General features: G+C 63.8%; 15 protein-coding genes. 9 read left to right on the top strand and 6 right to left on the bottom strand.

Annotation, left to right across the window (positions count from 1 at the left end; translation table 11 throughout):
* Positions 1 to 23 precede the first annotated feature (23 nt).
* The 8 genes from uvrB (at position 24) to HNO79_RS00610 (ending at position 8,486) form a co-directional block, all read left to right on the top strand.
* Positions 24 to 2,270 (top strand): excinuclease ABC subunit UvrB, encoded by a 2,247-nt coding sequence (gene uvrB, locus HNO79_RS00645; RefSeq protein ID WP_214164341.1) that lies wholly within the window; start codon positions 24 to 26, stop codon positions 2,268 to 2,270.
* A gap of 46 nt (positions 2,271 to 2,316) precedes the next feature.
* Positions 2,317 to 3,213 (top strand): aldose 1-epimerase, encoded by an 897-nt coding sequence (locus HNO79_RS00640; RefSeq protein ID WP_214164342.1) that lies wholly within the window; start codon positions 2,317 to 2,319, stop codon positions 3,211 to 3,213.
* Positions 3,207 to 3,743, top strand: a complete 537-nt coding sequence (greB, locus tag HNO79_RS00635) for a transcription elongation factor GreB (RefSeq protein WP_214164343.1) — start codon at positions 3,207 to 3,209, stop codon at positions 3,741 to 3,743. The genes HNO79_RS00640 and greB overlap by 7 nt, the downstream gene beginning before the upstream one ends.
* A gap of 111 nt (positions 3,744 to 3,854) precedes the next feature.
* A complete protein-coding gene (gshB, locus tag HNO79_RS00630; protein WP_214164344.1) occupies positions 3,855 to 4,865 on the top strand; it encodes a glutathione synthase in 1,011 nt (336 codons plus the stop codon).
* 225 nt (positions 4,866 to 5,090) lie between these two features.
* Positions 5,091 to 5,804: a class I SAM-dependent methyltransferase gene (locus tag HNO79_RS00625; protein WP_010513782.1), complete on the top strand. Its 714-nt coding sequence runs from the start codon at positions 5,091 to 5,093 to the stop codon at positions 5,802 to 5,804.
* Positions 5,805 to 5,977: 173 nt separating this feature from the next.
* On the top strand, positions 5,978 to 7,342 hold the full coding sequence (locus HNO79_RS00620) for a cbb3-type cytochrome c oxidase subunit I (protein WP_244987384.1): 1,365 nt from the start codon (positions 5,978 to 5,980) through the stop codon (positions 7,340 to 7,342).
* A gap of 3 nt (positions 7,343 to 7,345) precedes the next feature.
* Entirely contained in the window at positions 7,346 to 8,305 is a 960-nt protein-coding gene (cyoE, locus tag HNO79_RS00615; protein ID WP_010513780.1) for a heme o synthase, read from the top strand.
* Between the two features lie 34 nt (positions 8,306 to 8,339).
* The gene (locus HNO79_RS00610) at positions 8,340 to 8,486 is read left to right on the top strand and encodes a hypothetical protein (RefSeq protein ID WP_200410478.1); all 147 of its coding nucleotides are present in this window, start codon (positions 8,340 to 8,342) and stop codon (positions 8,484 to 8,486) included.
* Between the two features lie 670 nt (positions 8,487 to 9,156).
* Here HNO79_RS00610 and HNO79_RS00605 read toward each other — a convergent pair.
* The 6 genes from HNO79_RS00605 to HNO79_RS00580 all read right to left on the bottom strand — a co-directional run bounded on the left by HNO79_RS00605 (position 9,157) and on the right by HNO79_RS00580 (position 17,424).
* The gene (locus HNO79_RS00605; RefSeq protein ID WP_048855354.1) at positions 9,157 to 10,128 is read right to left on the bottom strand and encodes a Tim44 domain-containing protein; all 972 of its coding nucleotides are present in this window, start codon (positions 10,126 to 10,128) and stop codon (positions 9,157 to 9,159) included.
* A 246-nt stretch (positions 10,129 to 10,374) separates the two neighbouring features.
* The gene (locus HNO79_RS00600; protein ID WP_214164345.1) at positions 10,375 to 11,715 is read right to left on the bottom strand and encodes a TldD/PmbA family protein; all 1,341 of its coding nucleotides are present in this window, start codon (positions 11,713 to 11,715) and stop codon (positions 10,375 to 10,377) included.
* The gene (locus HNO79_RS00595) at positions 11,712 to 12,977 is read right to left on the bottom strand and encodes a M16 family metallopeptidase (RefSeq protein ID WP_214164399.1); all 1,266 of its coding nucleotides are present in this window, start codon (positions 12,975 to 12,977) and stop codon (positions 11,712 to 11,714) included. The genes HNO79_RS00600 and HNO79_RS00595 overlap by 4 nt, the downstream gene beginning before the upstream one ends.
* An 83-nt stretch (positions 12,978 to 13,060) precedes the next feature.
* Positions 13,061 to 14,464: a threonine synthase gene (thrC, locus tag HNO79_RS00590; protein WP_214164346.1), complete on the bottom strand. Its 1,404-nt coding sequence runs from the start codon at positions 14,462 to 14,464 to the stop codon at positions 13,061 to 13,063.
* A 77-nt stretch (positions 14,465 to 14,541) separates the two neighbouring features.
* Complete coding sequence (locus HNO79_RS00585; protein ID WP_214164347.1) at positions 14,542 to 15,693, bottom strand: L-dopachrome tautomerase-related protein; 1,152 nt, start codon at positions 15,691 to 15,693, stop codon at positions 14,542 to 14,544.
* 210 nt (positions 15,694 to 15,903) lie between these two features.
* The gene (locus HNO79_RS00580; protein WP_214164348.1) at positions 15,904 to 17,424 is read right to left on the bottom strand and encodes a carboxypeptidase M32; all 1,521 of its coding nucleotides are present in this window, start codon (positions 17,422 to 17,424) and stop codon (positions 15,904 to 15,906) included.
* Positions 17,425 to 17,522: 98 nt separating this feature from the next.
* Here HNO79_RS00580 and HNO79_RS00575 point away from each other — a divergent pair, with 98 nt between their 5' ends.
* Entirely contained in the window at positions 17,523 to 19,502 is a 1,980-nt protein-coding gene (locus HNO79_RS00575; protein ID WP_214164349.1) for a tetratricopeptide repeat protein, read from the top strand.
* Positions 19,503 to 19,579 lie beyond the last annotated feature (77 nt).

The raw sequence follows: 19,579 nt of genomic DNA, 5'->3' as shown, positions 1-19,579 counted from the left end.
TTGCGTCCCCACTGTCTGTAGCCATGGCAACAGCATCGCGCAGCAAGAAGAAAAAGACGACTGACATTGATCCGGCGGACATGCCTGTCCTGTTCCAGCCCGAACGTCAGCCCGCAAAACCCAAGACCAATAAATTCACGGTCCACTCCACTTATGAACCCGCAGGGGACCAGCCTACGGCCATTGCCGAACTGGTCAGCGGCGTGGAAGGGGGGGAGCGCGATCAGGTTCTGCTGGGTGTGACCGGGTCGGGCAAGACCTTCACCATGGCCAAGATCATCGAGGCGACGCAGAAGCCCACCCTGGTGCTGGCCCCCAACAAGACACTCGCCGCCCAGCTTTATGCGGAAATGAAGCAGTTCTTTCCCGATAATGCGGTCGAATATTTTGTCAGCTACTATGATTACTACCAGCCGGAGGCCTACGTGCCCCGGTCGGATACGTATATCGAAAAAGACAGCCAGATTAACGAACAGATCGACCGCATGCGCCATGCCGCGACACAGGCGCTGCTGGAGCGCAACGATGTCATTATCGTCGCCTCGGTGTCGTGCATTTACGGTATCGGCTCGGTCGAGACCTATTCGCGCATGGTGGTCAAGCTGGAGGTCGGCGGCGAGATCGACCGCGACCGGCTGATCAGGGGACTGGTGGAACTGCAGTACCGCCGCAATGACGCGGCGTTCCAGCGCGGCACCTTTCGCGTGCGTGGTGAGACGATCGACGTCTTTCCCGTCCAGAACGAGGACCGTGCATGGCGGATCAGCCTGTTTGGCGACGAGATTGACGAAATTACGGAATTCGATCCCCTGACGGGTGAAAAGACCGGCGACCTTGAATCCATCAGCATTTACGCCAACAGCCATTATGTCACCCCGCGCCCGACGCTGACGCAGGCAATGACCGGCATCAAGCAGGAACTGCGTGAAACGCTGGCCCGCTTTACCGAGGAAGGCAAGCTGCTGGAAGCCGAACGCCTGCAGCAGCGCACCACCTTTGATCTGGAGATGATCGAGACCACGGGCGTATGCAAGGGGATCGAGAACTATTCGCGCTACCTGTCCGGTCGTGCGCCGGGCGAGCCGCCGCCAACCCTGTTTGAATACCTGCCCGAGGATGCGCTGCTGATCGTGGATGAAAGCCACGTGACCGTGCCGCAGATTGGCGGGATGGAGCGGGGTGACCATGCACGGAAGTCCGTGCTGGCGGAATTCGGCTTCCGCCTGCCGTCCTGTCTCGACAACCGTCCGCTGACCTTTGCTGAATGGGATTCCTACCGCCCGCAGACGGTATTTGTCAGCGCAACCCCCGGCCCGTGGGAAATGCGGCGTGTGGACGGCGTGTTCGCCGAACAGGTCATCCGCCCGACCGGCCTGATCGACCCCATCACCATCGTGCGTCCCGTCGAACATCAGGTGGATGACCTGCTGGCTGAATGCCGCCAGACCATTGCCGATGGTGGACGCGTGCTGGTCACGACGCTGACCAAGCGCATGGCCGAAGACCTGACCGAATACATGAACGAGGCGGGTATCCGCGTGCGCTACCTGCATTCGGACGTGGACACGCTGGAACGTATCGAAATCATCCGCGACCTGCGCCTGGGTGCGTTCGATGTGCTGATCGGCATCAACCTGCTGCGTGAGGGGCTGGATATTCCCGAATGCTCGCTCGTCGCCATTCTGGATGCGGACAAGGAAGGCTTCCTGCGTTCACGTACGTCGCTGATCCAGACCATCGGCCGCGCCGCGCGTAACGTGGATGGCCGCGTGCTGCTGTATGCCGACAAGATGACCGACAGCCTGCGCTACGCCATCGAGGAAACCGCCCGCAGGCGTGAAAAGCAGAGCCTGTGGAACGAGGAACACGGCATTACCCCGCAGTCCGTGCGCAAGCATATCGGGGAGGCCATATCCTCGGTGTTCGAGCAGGATTACGTTACCGTCACCCCCACCGCGGATGGCAGCGTGCAGGAAATGGTGGGCAAGGATTACAAGGCCGCCATTGCCGATCTGGAGAAGAAGATGCGCGCGGCCTCGGCCGATCTGGAATTCGAGACCGCGGCCCGCCTGCGTGATGAAATCCGCAGGCTGGAAGCGCTGGAACTGGGCATGGAGCCACCGCCCCTGCCGCAATCAAGCGCGGGGCGCCCCGGCACCAGCCCGAAGGCCATTGCACGGCGCAACCGTGGCCCGGTGCCGCTGGGGCCGGGTGGTGGCGGCTATGATCCCGATCAGGTGAAGGGAAGGGGAAAGCGGCGTGGACGATAGGACGGGCGGACAGCCCCAGCCCTGCGCCGGACAACGGGAACGGAGCATGTCCGCCACGCTGGAACTGCGTGCGGGTGGCGCAAGCCTTGGCCTGTTGCCCGACCTTGGCGGCAGTATCGCATTCTGGCGGAATGCGGCAGGCATGGAATTCCTCCGCCCCGTCAGTGACCCGCACCTTGTGGCCCAGCACGGGCGCGCGGTGGCGGGGTATCCGCTGGTGCCGTTTTCCAACCGGATTGCGGGTGACCATTTCCGTTTCGAAGGCGTGGACTATCACCTTGCCCCCAGCTTTGCGGGGGAAGACTGCGCCATTCATGGCAACGGGTGGCAGCGGCGGTGGCGAATCGCGCTGCTGTCCGATAGCAGCGCGACGCTTGCCCTTGATCACACTCCGGCCGGGGCCCATGCCGGGCAATGGCCGTTCAGTTATCGTGCCCAGCTGCGCTACGACCTGCATGAAGCGGGACTGTCGATCGGGATCCTGCTGGAAAACACCGATACGCGCGACCAGCCGGTGGGCATGGGTTTCCACCCCTATTTCCCCCGTCATTCGGGCCTGAAGCTGGGGTTCGTGGCCAGCAGCGTATGGACCAACGGTCCGGACCACCTGCCGCTGCTGCGTATCCCGGCGGAGGGGGAGTGGTCCTTCGCCCGTATGCGCGACGCGGGGGACACCGCCATCGACAACTGTTACGCCGGATGGTCGGGCAGCGCCTTCCTGCGCTGGCCGCGCGAGGGTTATGCCCTGACGATGGAGGGGAGCCCCGACCTGTCCCACCTCGTGCTGTTTACCCCACCGGCACGGCCCTATATCGGGCTTGAACCGGTCAGTAACATGAATGATGGCTTCAACCGGACCACCATTGCCGATAGTGGCGTGCGTGTGCTTGCGCCGGGACAGGTGATGGAGGGACATATCCGCATGACGGTGGCACGATGCTGAAGGCCCGACCGCACGCCGCAACAGGGGGCGGCACGCCGGTGAAGGGCGGGCTGTCACATTATATCACACCCGGCGGGATCGGGGCGATGCGTGCCGAACTGACCGCCCTGCTGCGTGACGAACGCCCGAAAATCGTGGAAATCGTGTCATGGGCGGCCGGCAATGGCGACCGTTCGGAAAATGGCGATTACCAGTATGGCAAGCGCCGCCTGCGCGAAATTGATCGCCGCATCCGGTTCCTGACGAAACGTATTGATAACGCGGTCATTGTCGACCCGGCGGCCCAGCCGCAGCGCGAGCGGGTATTTTTTGGTGCGACGGTCACCTATGTAAATGAACGCGACGAGGAACGGACCGTTACCATCCTTGGCGTGGATGAAGCGGACATGGCGGCAGGGCAGATCAGCCTTGTTTCCCCTGTTGCAAGGGCGCTCATGCGCGCCGGCGTGGGCGATGAGGTCCGCCTGCTGACCCCGCGTGGCGAGGAAATGATCGAGGTCCTTGCCATTTCCTATCCATCCGCGCCGTAACAAGGGGCTGGCCGTGGGCGCAAAGGCATATTAAGACGTTTGTTCCCAGGTGGCCCCGTTCCATGGCCACCGGCATGAACCGGTCCCGTTCCGCGTGGAGAAAGCCCGCCTATGTCACGCCCCCTGAAGGTTGCTGTCCAGATGGACCCGCTTGGCGGTATCGACATCAATGGTGATTCCACTTTCGCCATGATGCTGGAGGCACAGACCCGGGGATACGAACTGTTTGTCTATCAGGTCGAGGCCCTGAGCCTGAACGAGGGACGGACCACGCCACAGGGCGGCCAGCGCACCGACCGCGTAACCGCCCGCGCCCGTCCGGTCACGGTGCGGCGCCAGGCGGGTGACCACGCCACGTTCGGGCCGGAACAGGTCATCAACCTTGCGGACATGGATGTGGTGCTGATGCGCCAGGATCCGCCATTTGACATGGCCTATATCACCGCGACCCATATTCTTGAACATATTCATGGCGTTGGCCCGGGCCGCGCACTGGTGGTTAACAACCCCGCCGCAGTACGCAATGCGCCCGAAAAGATACTGGTCACGCATTATCCCGACCTCATGCCCCCCACGCTGGTGACATGGGATATCAGGACGATACTGGAATTCCGCGCGAAATGGCGCGATATCATCGTCAAACCGCTGTTTGGCAACGGGGGGGCGGGCGTGTTCCGCATCCGCGAGGATGATCCCAACCTGAACGCCCTGCTGGAAATGCATTTCGCCCGTTCGCGCGAACCGCTGATGATCCAGCGTTATGAACCCGCCGTGCGCAGGGGGGACAAGCGCATCATCCTGGTCGATGGCGTGCCGGTAGGGGCGATCGACCGGATCCCGGCGGAAGGGGAGACACGGTCCAACATGCATGTGGGTGGCCGACCGGTCCGCGCGGAACTGACGGCGCGGGACCGGGAGATCTGTGACACGATCGGGCCGATGCTGCGTGAACAGGGACTTATTTTCGTGGGAATCGACGTGATTGGTGAATGGTTGACCGAAATCAATGTCACGTCCCCCACCGGCCTGCAGGAAATCGACCGTTTTGACGGTATCAATACCGCAGGCCTGATATGGGATGCGATCGTATCCCGCCTGGCCACAGGCGGCGCGGGCGCATAGGGAATTGGCAGACGATGTCCATGGCGGGCACGATGGTCGTGGCTGTCATGCCATGTGGCATGGCATGGGACAGGGATGGCAGACGGTTGCACGGGCCGGATGGCGCGTGGGCAGGTCAGGTGGAATTGTAATGCAGCAGAACGGGACGGATTTGATCATGGCGGATGCAGCACGGAAGCGGGCCGGATGCGCCGTCTTCCTTGGCCTTGGCATGGGAGCAGCCTGATGAGTGACGTTCTGCACGATGAGGCCGCTGAAAAAGTCGTGGAAATACCTTCTCCCAAATCCGCGCTGGATGCGGCGGCGGTCAAGGCGGCGTATCGCCGCTGGGCCAGCGTGTATGACGCCGTATTCGGCAGCATTTCCGCCTTCGGGCGCAAGCGGGCAGTCGAAGCCGTCAACGGCCTGCCAGGCACGCGGGTGCTGGAAGTGGGCGTGGGCACGGGCCTTGCGCTGCCTTATTACCGCAAGGACAAGCATATTACCGGCATCGACCTGTCGGGCGACATGCTGGAACGCGCGCGTCAGCGCGTAAGGCGGTTGCACCTGTCCAATGTGGACGACCTGCTGGAAATGGATGCCGAGGCAACGAAGTTTGACGATGGCACGTTCGACATAGCGGTGGCGATGTTCGTTGCCTCCGTTGTGCCGCATCCGCGTGCGCTGCTGGCGGAACTCAAGCGCGTGGTCAGGCCGGGCGGGCATATCCTGTTCGTCAATCACTTCCTGGCGCAGGGTGGCGTGCGGCTGGCGGTTGAACGCGGTATGGCGCGGGCGTCGCATTCGCTGGGCTGGCACCCGGATTTCGCCATTGAATCCCTGCTGCCGCCTGCCGACCTGCGGCGCGCGACATTGCAGTCGGTGCCCCCTGCCGGGCTGTTCACGCTGGTTACGCTGCCGCGTGAGGCCGACAGTTCCGCCAGCCCCATGGTGGCGTAAGCCAGCGCGGACGTGCCCCAGCCCTGTCCCTGTGGCAGGGCTGAAATGACGATTGCGCGACCACAGGAGCGGCCCACAGGGTCGTTTTTGTGTATAAGGCGCGGTATATGATGAAATCATGGTAACGATTGGCCATGCCAGACACCGGCGCATGGCAGCAGGGAGTACATCGTATGCCCACAGGCACACGGTTCGGGGCAGGTGAGGCGCGCAATGCTGATGGGGCCTGTGGCTACAGGACGGTCGGCATGCTGTACCTTGTCATGGCGATTGTGGCGGGAATGGTTGGCGGCCTGCTGGCCGTGGGCCTTCAGGTCGGCCTGCTGCCCCAGACGCTGACCGATGCATGGGCCGGGGGCGATATCGCCGGTGCCGCTGGACGCATCGGCCGCCGTCATGGCATGATGATGGTGTTCTTCTGTGCGCTACCTGCCCTGTTTGGCGGATTTGGCAACTGGTTCGTACCGCTGCTGCTGCGCGCGCGCGCGCTGGCGTTCCCGCGCATGGCGCTGATGGGGTGGGGACTGGTTGCCGCCAGTTTCGTGGCCGTGCTGGTGGGGCTGTCCCCCACCGTTCCCGCGCAGGTTTCCCTGTTCGCCCTGATGGGGTGGAGCCTTGGCATGCTGCTGCAGGCCATCAACATGGTCGCCACCGTCCTGAACATGGGGCCGATGGGCCAGCGCCTGCGTGACATGCCCGTATTCGTCTGGGCGCAGGCGCTGACGGCCATGATGGTTGTCATGGTCATGCCCGTTCTGGCGGGTGGCCTGACGCGGATCATACTGGCGGGGGACGACATGTCCGGGCAGGTCGATGGTCTGCTGCATGTTTTCGCCGGGTCCGAGATCGCGCTGCTGCTGCTGCCGTCCATCGGGATCGTTTCCCAGATTATCGAGACATTTTCCGGTGCGCCATTGCAGATGCCGCGTCTGGTGCTGGGTGCGCTGGTCGTCATGTCGATCGGTGGCGGTTCAGTGTGGGTGCATGACCTGCTGCATGGCGGTCTGGCCCGCATGGCGGCACCTGCGGCCATTGTCCAGCTCGGGCTGATCGTCCTGCCGGTGCTGGCGGTTCTTGTGGCCTGGGCGCGCACGGTGCGGGTGGGGCATGTCCGTGCCTCGGTCCCCATGGAATGGGCGGCCGGGTTCGTAGCGCTGCTGTTGGTGGGATCCGGTATGTCGCTGCTGCCTGGCGGTATGGCCGACGTACATGCGGCCACGCTGTATGCCGCCATGTTCGCGCTGTTTGCCGGTTTCTATTACTGGATTGGCAAGATGATGGGCCATGTGGCCCCGGTTGGCGCCAGCCGCGTCCATTTCGGGCTGACGGTCGGGGGAACGGTCCTGTCGCTTATGGCGTTCCATGGCCTGCCGGGCGTTATGGGCGCGGTGCTGATGGGACTGTCCTTGGTCGTGTTTGCCGGGATCGTCGTGCGTGTCGGCATGCAGCCCCGCACGTCGCTGCCTGCCAATTACTGGGGACCGGGGGCGCGGACAGCTGAATGGCAGTCTGCATCCCCCACGCGTGGAGAGGCATGAAGCATGAGCGGCGCAGTCACAACGCCCGACGCGGCGCAACCTACCCCCATTACCTATGACGCCGCCCGCGTCGGGACGGAAGCGCGGGACTGGCTGCTGCTGCTCAAGCCGCGCGTCATTTCGCTGGTGGTGTTCACCGGGGCTGCTGGCCTGTATATGGCGCCGGGGCCGCTGAACCCGCTGGTGGCGGCTGTCAGCATCCTGTGCGTGTGCATGGCATCTGGTGCGGCGGGTGCGATCAACATGTGGTATGACCGCGATATCGACGCGGTGATGAAGCGCACGGTAACACGGCCCATTCCCAACGGGCGCGTCAGCCCGGATGCGGCACTGGGGTATGGCATTGGCCTGTCGGTTGCGTCCGTTATCCTGATGTGGCTGGCCACCAATGCCCTTGCGGCAGGCATCCTTGCGTTTTCCATTTTCTTTTATGCCGTCATCTACACCATGTGGCTCAAGCGTTCGACACCGCAGAACATCGTGATCGGCGGCGCGGCGGGTGCGTTCCCGCCCATGATCGGGTGGGCGGCGGCAACAGGGTCCATGGCGGTGATGCCGGTGGTGATGTTCGGCATCATCTTCCTGTGGACACCACCGCATTTCTGGTCGCTGTCGCTGTATGCGTGCAAGGATTACGGGCGGGCGGGTATTCCCATGCTGCCGGTGGTGCGCGGGGCACGGCACACGCGGTGGCAGATACTGTGGTACACGATCATCCTGACCGCTGTATCGCTGGTGCCATCCTTCATGCATCTGGCGGGCTGGCTATACACCGTGGTGGCCACTGTTCTGGGAGCAGGGTTCATTTACTGTGCCATCGGGGTGCTGCGTGACCGGCAGGATGCCAGTGGTGTCAGCCTGACGGGTGACGGTCCGGCACGCCGGTCCTTCCGCTATTCGCTGGCTTACCTGTTTTTCCTGTTCCTTGGCCTGTTGGCCGACCATGCCTTTATCGCCCACTGATCGGGCAGTGTCATCCATAAGGGAGTTCGGGCAGATGGATCAGGCAACAACAGTTCAGGTGACACCGCAGATGGAAGCGCAGGAGGCGGCGCGCCGACACAGGGGCCGCATCCGCGCCGTGGCGATTACGCTTTCGGCGCTGGCGGTCATCCTGTACGCGCTCAGCCTTACGCATATTTAGGCGGGTCATTCCCCGGTCCGGACCTGAAGAACGATCGGGCGTTCCGCCCGGTTATGGTTCCGTTTTTTCCATTATCCAGGCAGATACCCGCCCAGGCTTTTTATAGGCCTGCTCTCTGCCTTTTCCGTTCCGGTACAGACGGCCGGTAATGTTGGGACAGAAGCTGCGTGCGGCAGGGTGAAGCCGGATACAGACCCGACGACAGCATGCGGGCCTGATTGGTATCCTTGGGGCTCCGTATTGGCCTGCATGGGCGCATTGCGCGATGGGCCGCGCCGCCTGCGTATTTCCGGGGGCAGGCAGATCGTCTCCAGTGATGCCCCATTGTAATGGAACCATCCGATGGAGCATTATGGGAAATCCGTTTCAGGGCCTTTGCCCTTCACCATGGTTCTGTCGTGGTGGGGAATTATGGCAGTGGCGCTGGAACGAAACCTGGCATCTGACCATACGTAACGGCCACTCGATCATTGCCGGATGGGCCGACGCTACTGGCATGCTCCTGATGATAATGATGCCGATAGAATAAGCGTAAACGCCCGGATGGGTACCGTGCAGGAGGATGGAACGCCAATCAGTGACGATTGCGGGGGCGTACCCATGGCGCGATCATGAAAAAAGCCCGCATCAGGCGATGCGGGCCTTTCGTGTTCCAGATTGAAACCGATGGTCAGCGGCGCGGTGTCTGCTGGATGGCTGACAGCAGCCACGTGCCGGTCCCGGCTGAACGGACGAAAGTCCACAGCTCGGTCACGGTGGTGCGGTTGGCGGGATCACCCTCGATCACGCGGCCCGTCATGTCAGTGGTGATGTCGATCATGGAATACTGCATGGCGACAGTGGCGTAATCGAACCCGTTTTCGCGCCAGCTTTCCACTAGGTCGCCACGTTCAAACCGGATATCCGATACCACGTTGCGCGCGCCACGGCTGGCCAGATCGTTCAGCTGGCTGCTGAAGTAGGACACCATTTCCGGTGTGGCCATGTGCTGCATGGCCCCAACATTCTGCTGGCTCCATGCCGTCTGGATATTGATCAGCGCCTGCTGGAAAGCCTGGTAATCAGCTGCGGTAATGGCGACGCCAACCGCCTGCTGGCCACCCTGCGGCACGGGCCCGCCCGCCGGTCCCTGCATGCCAAAAGGCACGGCATTGCCACCATTGGCGCGGCTTCCGGCAAAACGGCGGATGGCCCAGCGCACGATAAAGAAGACCAGCGCCAGCTGGATCAGCAGGCCCAGAAAGCCGCTGCCCCCCATGCCGGAGCCGAACATGCCATGCCCGAACATCATGCCGAACAGGCCGGCACCGATCAGGCCGCCCATGAAGCCGCTCATGAACGGATGGCGCGGCTGGGCCATGGCCATCGCGCCCCCACCAAACGGCGCACGTGCGCCATAGCCGGGCGTCGGCTGCGGGCGTGGCGTCATGGTGCGCTGGAAAGGGGTCGCGCCAAAGGGCGCGGTCTGCGATGGTGCGGGTGCGCTGTAGGTACGTGACCCCCTGCTCCCCATGGAGAAGCCACCACCCGCGCGGGCGTCAGCCACATCGGGATGGGCCAGCAGCGGCAGCATGGTCAGGGCCGCGCTAGCAGCAAGGACGATGCTTTTACGCGGCATCTGGCGCGAAGAATTCTTTTTCATCTGGGTCAGGGTATCTGCAATCCTGTGTCGGAACCATCTTTATCATGCGGCCTGCATTATTCCGGGCCACTTGTTACAGATATAGGTAAGTCCGCGCCCCGGTAACAGGGGCAACGGGCTTACAGACACATGAAATCACGGAAAGGGTGGGAGACTGCCGGGACAGTCAGTCCCGTAAAGCACCCTGCAATCATAAGAAAGTTTTTCGTGAGGCTCTTTTCAAAAAGCGTCCAGGTAATTTTCAGCTTACGAACCCGCAATAACCATATCGTCGATACGGATGGTCGGCGCATTGGTTGACTGGCGGAAGACCAGGTCACTGGCCGGCACCAGACGGGCGAACATGTCATTCAGGTTGCCCGCGACCGTCAGTTCGGACACCGGTTCCGCCAGCACGCCGTCGCGGATCATGAAGCCCGCCGCCCCCCGGCTGTAATCGCCGGTAATGCCGTTGATGGCGGACCCCATCAGTTCGGTAATGTAAATCCCTTCCTTTATGTCTGCCATCAGGGCCGCAGGTGTCAGATCACCGGGCTGCATGAACATGTTGCCAAGTGAGGGCGCAGGCGGTCCCGACGTGCCCCGGCTGGCGCAGCCATTGGGCCTGAGTCCCAGCTGGCGGGCGGAGCGGGAGTCGAGCGCCCATGTCTTCAGCACGCCATCTTCCACCAGCGTGCGGGTGGATGTCAGCATGCCCTCGCCGTCGAAGGGACGCGCGCCGGGACCACGTACGCGGCGTGGGTCGTCAATGATGGTGATGCCCGCGGGCATGATGCGGCAATCCATCTTTTCCTTGAGGAAGGACGTGCCGCGCGCGATGGCAATGCCGTTGATCGCCCCCGACAGGTGACCCAGCAGGCTGGTGGATACGCGCGGGTCCAGCACGATCGGCATGCGCCCGGTGCGCGGGCGCACCGGGTTCAGGCGCGCAACCGTGCGTTCCCCCGCGCGACGGCCGATCAGGCCCGCATCCTCAAGGTCCGACAGGTGGACGGCGGCGTGATAGTCGTAATCACGCTCCATCTTCGTGCCGCTGCCTGCTACTGCGCTGGCGGACACGGAATGGCTGGTCCGGGCATACCGCCCCGAAAACCCGGCGGATGTCATGAGAATGATGTCCGACAGGCCGAAACTGGCCGATGCGCCATTGCTGTTGGTAATGCCCGTTACCGCAAGTGCCGCGTCTTCCGCCGCGCGCGCGCGGGCCACAAGGTCGGTAGTGGTCACTTCGGTCGGGTCAGACAGGTCCAGCCCCGTCGCGTCTGTAAAGGTGGTCGCGGCCTCGGCGCACAGTCCGGCAAAGCGGTCCTCGGGCACGACGCGCGCCATGGCGACGGCACGTTCGGCCAGCGCGTCGAAGCGTTCGGGGTCCAGCGCCGTGGCCGAGACAATGGCCGAACGCTGCCCTACGAACACCCGCAGTCCGAGGTCACAGGTCTCGGAGCGTTCAAGGTCCTCGGTCTGTCCATTACGCACCTGCGCGCCATGGGCGACGCGGGTGGCGTAGATCGCATCCGCCGCATCCGCCCCTGCCGCACGGGCACGGGTAAGGAGGGTGGAGATCAGGTCAAGCGGATCGGTATTCATGCTGCCAGCGCCCCCGTGATGCTGTCGAGGGAAGGAATATGGCTGACCGGCCCGAGGGAGGCGAGGGTCGGCCTGCCGCTGAATATGCGGGTCGCGACGCGTTGCACGTCCGCAATGGTGACGGCGTCGATCCGGCGCACGGTCTCGGCAGTGGGGATCAGGCGACCAAAGACCTGAAGCTGCCGGGCCAGCTGCTCGCACCGGCTGCCCGTGCTTTCCAGAGACATGAGCAGCGAGGATTTGAGCTGCGCCCGCGCCCGCGCCAGTTCCGCGTCCGTCACCGTATGACGCACCTTGCGCAGTTCTTCCAGCGTTACGGGAACAAGGTCAGCCACCTGTGCTTCACCCGTGCCGGCATAGATGCCGAACAGCCCGCCCTGCCGGAAGGGTGCGTTGAAGGAATAGACGGAATAGACCAGCCCCCGCTTTTCACGGATTTCCTGGAACAGCCGTGACGACATGCCCCCGCCCAGCAGCGTGGACAACAGCAGGGCCGGGTAATAGTCCGGGTCGCCATAGGGCATGGACGGAAAGCCCAGCACGATATGGGCCTGATCCAGGTCGCGTTCGCGCGTGAAGGCGCCGCCTACGTAATTCACGGCGGGCTGCGGCGGGACGGTGCCGGTAGGCAGGTCGGCAAAATGCTGCTGCACAAGGTCCACCACGCGGGCGTGTTCCAAGTTGCCCGCCGCCGCGATGATGGTATTGCCCGCCCGGTAATGGGTATCCATGTAATTGACCAGGGTTGCGCGCGACATGGTCTGGATACCGGATTCCGTGCCCAGCGTGGGGCGGCCCATCGGCTGGTCGGGAAAGGCGGTTTCCTGAAAATGGTCGAACACGATGTCATCGGGCGTGTCGTTCGCCTGACCGATTTCCTGCAGGATCACGCCGCGTTCACGCTCCAGCTCATCCGGCGCAAGGCTGCTGTGGGTCAGGATGTCACCGATGATGTCAGCACCCAGCGACAGGTTTTCCTTCAGCAGCTTGACGTAATACGCAGTGTGTTCACGCGCGGTATAGGCGTTGATATGGCCGCCCACGTTTTCGATTTCCTCGGCAATGCCCACGGCGGTGCGGGTGCCGGTGCCCTTGAACGCCATGTGCTCCAGGAAATGGGATACCCCGTTTTCGGGCGCGGTTTCATTGCAGGTGCCCGCGGCGACATACGCCCCGAGGGACACGGTCTCCACCCGGTCCATCCGTTCGGTCACGATGGTCAGGCCGGAATCCAGTCGGGTCACATTGATCAGGTCGGTCATGCTGGTCCTGCGGGCGGCATGGTGCATCATGGCCCCATGCCGCCCCTTGCTTGCGTAAGATGGAAAAGGGGAAGGGAAGACGATCAGGCCGCCGAGTTGGACAGGACCGCTGCGCGCACCCTGTCCTCGATCACGGTCAGGTCGGCTGGCACCACGCTGTACCGCTCCGGTCGGTCATACAGGTCGGCCAGCGACACAGGCAGGGCGGGGCGGATGCCGGTTGCCTGCGCCATTGCATCGGGGAACTTGGCGGGGTGTGCGGTGGCCATGGCCACCATGGGGATACCGGCCTCGCGGAATGTGCGGGCAGCGGCAATCCCGATCGCGGTATGCGGGTCGGCAAGGTAGTGGCTGCGGGTGTTCAGCGTACGGATTTCCTCCTCCGTCGCGGCATCATCCAGCGAAATGCCGTGGAACAGCGCATTGGCGCGGTCCCACACCGGGGTGGACACCTTCATCACGCCGGTCTTGCGGAAATCGGTCATGATGCGCGCGCATTCGGCGGCGTTGCGGTCCAGCAGTTCGAACAGCAGGCGTTCGAAGTTGGACGATACCTGAATATCCATCGACGGCGACAGGCTGGGCACCACACCGTGGATGCTCATGTCGTTTTCGTTCAGGAAGCGCGAGAGGATGTCATTGCGGTTGGACCCCACGCACAGTGCGCGGATGGGCAGGCCCATGCGGCGGGCGACCCATGCCGCCAGCACATTGCCGAAATTGCCCGTGGGCACGGCGAACGAGACCTCACGGTCCGGCGCGCCCAGCGCCAGTGCGGCGTAGACATAATACGGCACCTGGGCCGCGATACGTGCCCAGTTGATGGAATTGACCGCCGACAGGTGCATGTCGGTACGGAAGGGCTGGTCGGCAAACATCGCCTTGACCAGATCCTGACAGTCGTCAAACGTGCCCTGCACCGCAAGGTTGGTCACGTTGGGTTCCAGCACGGTTGTCATCTGCCTGCGCTGCACTTCCGACGTGCGCCCCTCGGGGTGCAGGATCACCACGTTCAGGCGCTTGCGGCCCCGGCATGCCTCGATCGCTGCCGACCCGGTATCCCCCGACGTAGCGCCCACGATTGTGACCTTCTCGTCACGTTCGTTCAGTACATGGTCGAACAGGCGGCCAAGCAGTTGCATGGCCATGTCCTTGAACGCCAGCGTCGGGCCGTGGAACAGTTCCTGCACGAACAGCCCGTCTTGCACCTGCGTCAGCGGCACGATGGCCGGATGGTCGAATCGGCTGTAGGCATCGCGGCACAGCGTCAGCAGCACATCATGCGTGATCGACCCTTCGGCAAAGGGGGCGATGATGCGGGCCGCAAGCTCGGGGTAGGGCAGGCCCCGCAGGTCACGCCACTGGGCCACCGACAGTTCGGGCCAGCTTTCGGGCAGGTACAGGCCACCGTCCTCTGCCAGCCCCGCCAGCAGAACGGACGAAAAATCGCGGACGGGGGCGTTCCCCCGGGTAGAAATATAGCGCATGGCGCCACCATAATCCCAACCGCCCCCCGCGCGAAGGGGGCGCATGCGGCGCAGGGCGCAATTCCGCGCGTGGTGTGTCAGAATTTCGGTGGCGGCAGGCTGCCGATATTGATGCGGTAGATATGCACCGGCCATTCAATGGCGTTGTGCCCGCCATTCAGCGGCGCGGTCCGGTCAAGCTGGGCCGCCGGCACATAAAGCTGCCCGTCTTTTGTCGCAAACGATCCGCCGGGCCAGTGCAGGCGGGGGTCGGTCACGATTTTCTGGTAAACGCGATCGGGCATCAGGCGGAAGATGCTGCCGGTGGACACGTCATTGAAATACAGCGTGCCATCCGGCCCGACCGTGATGCCACCCAGCGGCGGCGTCTTATACCACAGGGTGGGGCCTTCCTCCAGTTCGATGGGGGTGACCTTCGGGTCCACCAGCAGGTCGGTATCCAGCTTGTACACGGGGCCGCACAGGGGTTCGAAATACAGCCACTGCCCGTCGGCGCTTATGTCCATCTGGCTGATGTTGATGATGGCGGTATGACCCGCGGGGTTGGTCGCCACCCGGCCGTAAACCGTAATGGGCTGGTGCGCGGTCAGCGCCGGGGTATGCTCCATAAGTCGCCGCTGGGTGTTGGTGTCCAGCTTGACCACGATCATGGCCGGGATGCCGGCATCCCCGATGAATGCATGCCCGCGTGCGATGCGCATGGTGGCGGCGTAACTGCCCGTGCGCAGCATGCCCGGATCGAGCGGCCATGTCTGCATGACCTGACCGGTATGGCTGTCGATCTTCACGATCTTGGGGCCACCTGCTTCCGGCTTTCCCGCCGGGTCGGGCTGTCCGCTGTCCAGCACCCATAGCGTGCCATCGGGCTGGAGCTGTACATCCGAAGGTGCAACCAGCCGCTTTGCCGCCGGCGTGGCGGGGTCGTTCCATGTATTGTCGGGATAGGGATGGGGCGTGTTGTCCCCATCCAGCAGCGCCAGCCCCGGGCCGGTATTGCCCGCCCAGCGCGGCAGTTCCACCAGCAGCCGCCCGTCAGGCAGCACGACCACACGGTCCCATGCGGCGGTAGAGGAGGATACGACATCCTCCAGCGTCGCGGCCGGGCTGAGCGGCGGCGCGGGCTTGGCGGCATGGGCGGCATGGCCGGTCCCCAGCAGGCAGGTGCCGCAGGCAAGAAGGAAACCCGCTGAGCGCAGGCGACGGATGGCAGATGGAGATTTCGCGTACATCGCGCGTTATCTCGTCACGAACCGCAGCGAATGGCAAGTGGAACATGCGGCATGTCCGCCCTGCCATAAAAGAGTGTTTCCAGAAGGCGGCTGATCACTTTCATCAGGTTCGCAGGGCGTTTTACAGGCCGGTTTTTCAGGCAGTCCCCTGATCAACCGGCCATTTCGAACCGCCGCCGGACGCCGTCGCCCGATCAGACCGCGCCCGGGTCAGACCTGCGCACAGTACCGCTGGCGCAGATGGCGCAGGTAGGGACCCGTATTGGGCACCGCCCCCGTGGCGTCGCGCACGATGTCGCGGGTGGATGCCCCGCTGCCGCGTGCATGAATGTGCGGGCGTAGCCATGCCAGCAGGGGGGCGAAATCGCCCTTGCCTATGCTGGGCATGATGGTGGGGTCGCTACGTTCGGCTGCTTCGCGCAACTGTGCGGCGATAATCGCGCCCAGCGTGTAGGTGGGGAAATACCCCCATGCGCCTGATGGCCAGTGGATATCCTGCAGGCAGCCCAGCCGGTCCTCGGGCACGTTCAGTCCCAGCAGGTCATGGATCCGGGTATTGAAGGCTTCCGGCAGGTCGGACAGCTTCATCTTTCCCGCAATCAGCGCGGTTTCCATTTCATAACGTACAAGGATATGCGCGGGGTACGTGACCTCATCAGCATCCACGCGGATGAAACCGGGGCGCACGCGTGTGACAAGGCGGTGCAGGTTATCCGCCTGCCATGCCGGGTCGGTATCCGCGCCACCAAAGGCCGCGCGCAGGCGGGGCGCCATCCAGTCCATGAAGGGCTGCGACCGCGCGACCTGCATTTCCATGAGCAGGGACTGGCTTTCATGCAGGCTCATGCCACGTGCCTCGCCCACAGGCTGGGCGCGCCATGCTGCGGGCAGGCCCTGCTCGTACAGCGCGTGCCCGGTCTCATGTATGATGCCCATGAGTGCGTTGATGCAGTCATCCTCCTCATACCGGGTGGTGATGCGGACATCGTCCTCCGCCCCGCCGCAGAAGGGGTGCAGGCTGACATCCAGCCGCCCGCGCTGCATGTCAAAGCCCAGTGCGCGCATGGTCTCGTGCCCCAGCCGTGCCTGTGCGGGCACGTCAAACGATCCCGAAAGCGGCACGGGGGCGGCCAGCGTGGCCTGATGGGTAAGTGCGGTGCGGATCAGGTCGGGCAGTTCACTGGCCAGTTCGGCAAAGACCGGGTCGATATCCGCCTGCCGCGTGCCCGCATCATACTGATCCAGCAGCGCGTCATAGGGGGACAGCCCAAGGGCCTGCGCCTTGGCGGCGGCAATGTCGCGGGTGCGGGCCAGCACTGTTTCCAGTTCCGGCAGCAGGCTGGCGAAATCACTGTCCTGCCGCGCGGTACGCCATGCCATTTCACACCGCGAGGACGCACGCGACATTGCTTCGACCAGATCGGACGGCACGGCGGCGGCATGGGCGTGCTGGCGGCGCATTTCATGCAGGTTGGCGCGCGCCATGGCGTCATCGGGGGCCTGGGCGCGGGCCAGCAGGTCGCCCATGTCCGGTGCGGTCATGAGGTCATGTGACAGGACGGCAAGGGCGGCGATACTCTCGGCGCGGCTTTCGCTCGCCCCTGCCGGCATCATGGTGTCCTTGTCCCAGCCCAGAATTCCCATTGCGTTGCGGATATGCCCCATGCGGGCAAAACGCTGCCGCAGCGTGGCATAGGCCTGCTGGCCGACCGTGGCGGAGGTGACGTTCATGTGGGTTCCTGATCGAAATTCTTAACGCTCTGTCGCGTATGGATAGCGTTGGGAGTGTGCGGGACCATTCTCCGCCACGCAAGGGAGGGCCGGCCGAGATGAACGCGACCAGCACGCATGGACACGATACGGACAGGCAGCATGTCATGGCGCGGGGCCATGCGGCCCTGCGCAGGGGGGATATCGACACCGCGCGGACGTGTTTCGTGGCCCTGCGGGCGGAGGGGCCGGACGATCCCGCTGCCCTGCATGGCCTGGCCTGCGTGGCCCTGGCGGCAGGACGGGCGGATCTGGCCATCAGCCTTGCGGGACAGGCGGTGCGGCGCGCACCCCACGGGCCTTTTCATGAAGTGCTGGCCCGCGCGCTGCTGGCACGGGGGCACCATATGGCAGCGCAGGCCGCGATCCGGGCCGCCTGCCTCTGTCAGCCGGATGATGTGCCCGTCCTGCTGGCCTGTGCCGAGATCATGGAGACGACAGGCGATACATGGGCGGCAGTACAGGCCTATGGGCGGGCGGTCAGCCTGTCCGCCCCGCATGACATGCGGGCCCGGACGTTGCATGCCCGTTTCCTATGGCGACGGGGACAGCGTGACGCTGCCATACAGCAGATGCACCATGTCGTGCGGCGTGCGCCGGGGGAGGGCGTCCATGTCCGTGAACTGGCCGAAATGCTGGTGGCGCATCACCAGCGTGAACAGGCCGAGGATGTTCTGCGGGCGGGGCTGGAGCATGCTCCCGATGATGGCGCTGCCCGGTCCCTGCTGGGTGCGCTGCTGTTTGCGCGCGGGCGCATGGGGCCGGCGGCCGACATGCTGGAACGTGCCATGGCGCATGATCCGCAGGCCGAAACCGCCAGTAACCTCGGTCTCGCCCGCATGGCACTGGGGGATATGTCGGGTGCACGGGCCGCCTTCGCCGTTGCGATGCGCCTGCGCCCCGATGACATGCGCATTCAGCTGAACCATGCGACCGGCCTGTTCGAGGGCGGCAGCGTGGCGCAGGCCGCCACCATCCATGAAACCATACTGACCCATGCGCCGCCGCCTGATCGTGAGACGCAGGCCCGGGCGCGGTTCAACCTTGGCGTTGCCCGTCTGGCGCAAGGAAAACTGGCGCAGGGATGGGCGCTGTGGGACGCCCGGCTGGAATTCCAGCCGCCGCATCCATCGGCAGGGCATCTGCCGCGATGGGACGGGGGAGCGTTGCCTGCGGGCCGGAAGCTGCTTGTGCATATGCAGGGGCAGGGACTGGGGGATGCCGTCCATTTCCTGCGCTATGTACGGCTTGCAGCCCGGAGGGTTCCGGTGGTGCTGGAGGTTCCATCCCCCCTGCGCCGGCTTGCGGCCACGCTGCGGCAGGACATGGCCCATTCCGTAAAAATTATCACCCGTAATATAAATAAAAATGCTGATGTCGTAGCCCAATGCGACCTGTTCAGCCTGCCGCACCTACTGGGCGCGGACAGCGTTCCGTCATTTATGCCGTATCTGGGAGAAAGCCCATGGCAACGACCGGCGGCACGCAGTGGACTGCTGCGTATTGGCCTGTGCCATGCGGGGAATGCCGCCTATCGCTTTGACGCGCGGCGTTCCCTTTCAGTGGATGCCTTGTCGGCACTGAAGGACATTGCGGGGGTCGAATTCATTTCCCTGCGGCCACCGGCAGAGGGAAAGATGGATCCGTCCTTTGTCCGGCACGAATTGCTGCCGGATGCGGACCTGCTGGATACGGCGCGCCTGATCGCGACACTGGATCTGGTGATCAGCGTGGATACGCTGGTGGCGCACCTGGCCGGGGCCATGGGCTGTCCGGTCTGGCTACTGTGCCGTTTTGGTGGGGACTGGCGGTGGTCGACGGCTTTTGACCTGCCTGCGCCGATAACCGGCACGTCACAGCCGGAAAATGGCGTGCAGTCCACTCTGCGCCGGCCCGCAAGCCGGTGGTACCCGACCCTGCGCCTGTTCCGGCAGGAACGTCTTCTGCCCCCGCAGCAGGCGTGGACACAGGTCATGGCCACCCTGTCGCGCACCCTGAATGCATGGGTGGCGGAGCAGGTGCCGGACATTCATCCCTGAAATGTCGCGGGGATCATGAAAGGTTTTTGGTGACGCTCTTTCCGGGAAGCTTCGGGGTGTCTTTTTGAAAAAAGACA

Origin of the sequence: Komagataeibacter oboediens (genome assembly GCF_018491655.1) — a bacterium.
GTDB lineage: Bacteria > Pseudomonadota > Alphaproteobacteria > Acetobacterales > Acetobacteraceae > Komagataeibacter > Komagataeibacter oboediens.
Note: the sequence above shows the minus strand (reverse complement) of the source record. Positions and strands in the feature narration are given on the sequence as shown.

Bases quoted from the DNA above. Each gene is read 5' to 3' on its own strand.
- uvrB (WP_214164341.1), top strand. From the start codon at position 24: ATGGCAACAGCATCGCGCAGCAAGAAGAAAAAGACGACTGACATTGAT.
- HNO79_RS00640 (WP_214164342.1), top strand. From the start codon at position 2,317: ATGTCCGCCACGCTGGAACTGCGTGCGGGTGGCGCAAGCCTTGGCCTG.
- greB (WP_214164343.1), top strand. From the start codon at position 3,207: ATGCTGAAGGCCCGACCGCACGCCGCAACAGGGGGCGGCACGCCGGTG.
- gshB (WP_214164344.1), top strand. From the start codon at position 3,855: ATGTCACGCCCCCTGAAGGTTGCTGTCCAGATGGACCCGCTTGGCGGT.
- HNO79_RS00625 (WP_010513782.1), top strand. From the start codon at position 5,091: ATGAGTGACGTTCTGCACGATGAGGCCGCTGAAAAAGTCGTGGAAATA.
- HNO79_RS00620 (WP_244987384.1), top strand. From the start codon at position 5,978: ATGCCCACAGGCACACGGTTCGGGGCAGGTGAGGCGCGCAATGCTGAT.
- cyoE (WP_010513780.1), top strand. From the start codon at position 7,346: ATGAGCGGCGCAGTCACAACGCCCGACGCGGCGCAACCTACCCCCATT.
- HNO79_RS00610 (WP_200410478.1), top strand. From the start codon at position 8,340: ATGGATCAGGCAACAACAGTTCAGGTGACACCGCAGATGGAAGCGCAG.
- HNO79_RS00605 (WP_048855354.1), bottom strand. From the start codon at position 10,128: ATGAAAAAGAATTCTTCGCGCCAGATGCCGCGTAAAAGCATCGTCCTT.
- HNO79_RS00600 (WP_214164345.1), bottom strand. From the start codon at position 11,715: ATGAATACCGATCCGCTTGACCTGATCTCCACCCTCCTTACCCGTGCC.
- HNO79_RS00595 (WP_214164399.1), bottom strand. From the start codon at position 12,977: ATGACCGACCTGATCAATGTGACCCGACTGGATTCCGGCCTGACCATC.
- thrC (WP_214164346.1), bottom strand. From the start codon at position 14,464: ATGCGCTATATTTCTACCCGGGGGAACGCCCCCGTCCGCGATTTTTCG.
- HNO79_RS00585 (WP_214164347.1), bottom strand. From the start codon at position 15,693: ATGTACGCGAAATCTCCATCTGCCATCCGTCGCCTGCGCTCAGCGGGT.
- HNO79_RS00580 (WP_214164348.1), bottom strand. From the start codon at position 17,424: ATGAACGTCACCTCCGCCACGGTCGGCCAGCAGGCCTATGCCACGCTG.
- HNO79_RS00575 (WP_214164349.1), top strand. From the start codon at position 17,523: ATGAACGCGACCAGCACGCATGGACACGATACGGACAGGCAGCATGTC.